Source organism: Pantoea sp. QMID4 (genome assembly GCF_030270445.1).
GTDB lineage: Bacteria > Pseudomonadota > Gammaproteobacteria > Enterobacterales > Enterobacteriaceae > Pantoea > Pantoea vagans.
Genome location: NZ_BSXL01000019.1, coordinates 1 through 2,263, shown reverse-complemented (window position 1 = coordinate 2,263; position 2,263 = coordinate 1). Strand labels below are relative to the sequence as shown.

Annotated in this window: 5 protein-coding genes; all 5 read right to left on the bottom strand. The window is 69.2% G+C overall.

Annotation, left to right across the window (positions count from 1 at the left end):
* Window positions 1–5: 5 nt before the first annotated feature.
* The gene (locus QSK07_RS22580) at window positions 6–362 is read right to left on the bottom strand and encodes a hypothetical protein (RefSeq protein ID WP_285723291.1); all 357 of its coding nucleotides are present in this window, start codon (window positions 360–362) and stop codon (window positions 6–8) included.
* 53 nt (window positions 363–415) lie between these two features.
* A complete protein-coding gene (locus QSK07_RS22575) occupies window positions 416–733 on the bottom strand; it encodes a hypothetical protein (protein WP_285723289.1) in 318 nt (105 codons plus the stop codon).
* Window positions 733–951 (bottom strand): TraR/DksA C4-type zinc finger protein, encoded by a 219-nt coding sequence (locus QSK07_RS22570; RefSeq protein ID WP_285723288.1) that lies wholly within the window; start codon window positions 949–951, stop codon window positions 733–735. Before QSK07_RS22570 ends, QSK07_RS22575 begins: the two co-directional genes overlap by 1 nt.
* A gap of 14 nt (window positions 952–965) precedes the next feature.
* Window positions 966–1,175, bottom strand: a complete 210-nt coding sequence (locus tag QSK07_RS22565; protein ID WP_285723287.1) for a hypothetical protein — start codon at window positions 1,173–1,175, stop codon at window positions 966–968.
* Between the two features lie 78 nt (window positions 1,176–1,253).
* Window positions 1,254–2,263 (bottom strand): autotransporter outer membrane beta-barrel domain-containing protein (locus QSK07_RS22560; protein WP_285723286.1); only part of this gene is annotated, 1,010 nt, incomplete at its 5' end.

The following is a 2,263-nucleotide window of genomic DNA, read 5'->3' as shown; positions in this document are numbered from 1 at the left end:
GGTCCTCAGTTGTAGGTCACGCTGAGCGTCTCCTTCCCGGCCCCCGCCGGACACCCCGGCAGCCGGTACCGGTGCTGCCCGCCCGTCAGCGTTATCCGCCGCTGCACCGCACCGTCCGCCCCGCACGTCTCCGTCAGCGTCGCCGCCGCGCCCGCCCCGCAGGTGGCCGTCAGCAGCTCAGGCCCGGAATGTGAGGCCTGAGCATCACTCCGGGAGGCCGGGTCCCGCAGCTTCAGGCTGCACGTGGCCGGCGGAGCCGCACCGGCATGGCCGGCCAGCGCCGTCAGCATCAGCGCGGCCAGGACGGCGGCCGCTGAACGCCGCTCTGCTTTCATCTTTATCACTTTCATCACTTTCATCATTTTTATCACCTTTTACTCCCGGGTTCAGCCCGATATCTGCCGCCGTCCCGCACTCAGCCCTGAGGCAGGCTACTCAGCGACAGCAGGTATTCAATCCGCATCTGCAGGTATCGCAGCCCGTAAAAATACGACCGCCTGCGGCCGCTATCATGGCGCTGCAGGCAGGCCTTCAGCTCTTCACTGACCCACGCGTAGTCCGCCCGGGTCAGGTGCAGGCCACACACCTCCCGGATAAAGAGGCCGATGCGCGCGCACTCCTCAAAGCCGTAGCGGTCCGGGGTCCGGAGCAGGCTTTCCGGACCGGCGTCGTCCGCCGGCGGCACCGCGATGCCGGATATCACCCGGCCGTCAGCCGGTCCCCGGTGCGCCATCAGGGCACGCCCGTCTTCTGACGGAACTCCCGGACTTCCTGACAGGTCACGCAGGTCACCGCCGACGGCATCAGCGCCCGCCGGGCCACCGGTATCTCCTCCCCGCAGACCTCGCACGCCTCCCGCCCCGGCCCCGCCAGCCGGCTGCGGATGTGGTGAATTTCCAGCCCCTCCGTCAGCGCTATCACCTTCATCGCCTCTTCCACAACGTCTGCCATTTCCCTCTCCCTCCTCACGCCTCACGGCCGGCTCCGCCGGACGCCATGCTGCCCGCGCCGTGCGCGTACGTGGCCGCCACCGGGGTGAGCGCCCCCGCGAACACACGCGCGCCTTCATCGCCGCGCGCCGCCTCCGCCGTCAGGTTCGCCTGCTGCGCGCTGGCCGCCAGCTGCAGCACCGCCAGCAGGCAGGCCATCAGCCGCTCCCGGTTTTCATGCCTCATGATGATGTCTCCCGTAAAAAGGGCGCCGCGGCGCCCTGTGTCACTGTCATGCATAACGATAAGGGGTGCGCCCGGCCGTCAGAAGCTGACCTTCATGCCCAGCACGCCCGCGGTGTCGCTGTAGCCCTTTCCGGCCATCTGCTGAGCCACCGACACGTCCAGGCTCAGGTTCTTCGTCAGCTGCCCCTCAACCCCGGCCTTCAGCTCGCCCGCGTTGCGCACCCCGGCGAGGTGGTTCTCCGCCCCGTTCATGCGCACCCCGGTCTCATCGGTCTGATAAATCCAGTTTGCCTCCACGAACGGCTCGAACTCGCGCGCCGTGCCTGCGTCCTTCGCGCTCTTTCCGCGCAGGAAGGCGCGCATCCCGAGCTTCGTCTCCACGCCGTCGCTGCCGGTGCCCTGCACGCGGGTGCCGTTACGCTCGGTGTGGTCGTCCGCCCGCACGCCGGTCCACAGCACCTGGGCGTGCGGCTGCAGCCAGAAGCTGCCCTCCGTGCCCTCTGAGCTCAGCAGGCTCAGCAGGCGCCAGCTGTAGCCGGTCTCCACCGAGGCGCCCAGGCCGCGGCTTTTGTAGGTCTCGGGGGCAAGGTCCTTACCCTTCACCTCGTTGTTAAACCGGCCGTACTGCAGCCAGCCGTCCATGTACATCCCGGACTTATCGGCCGGGTTCTGGTACCAGGTGGCGTAGAGGCCCGCGCTGTAGCCGTCCACGCTGCCCTTCGCGTCGTGGCCGGTCAGGCCGTTGCGGGTGGTGCTTTGCTGGTTCGCGTAACCGCCCATGACGCCCGCGGACAGGCGGCCGGCCGCGTCAGACTCCCACGCGGCCACGTCGCCGCCCAGCTGCATGACGTAGCGGTTGGCGGCGGTGCGGTTCTGGCCGTCGGCCAGGCGGGCCACGCTGCGTCCGCCCTCGTTGCGCAGCCACATGGAGGTGGCGTGCGTCTCGCCGGTGACGGGGTCGGTGTAGAGCGAGGTGCCGGCCCGGTCGTGCAGGGAGAGGGTGAACAGGTCGCGCGAGCCCTGCAGGTTGGCGGCGTAGGCGCCGGCTTCCGGGCGCACCATGCGCACGGCGTGCGGGTTAACAGGGT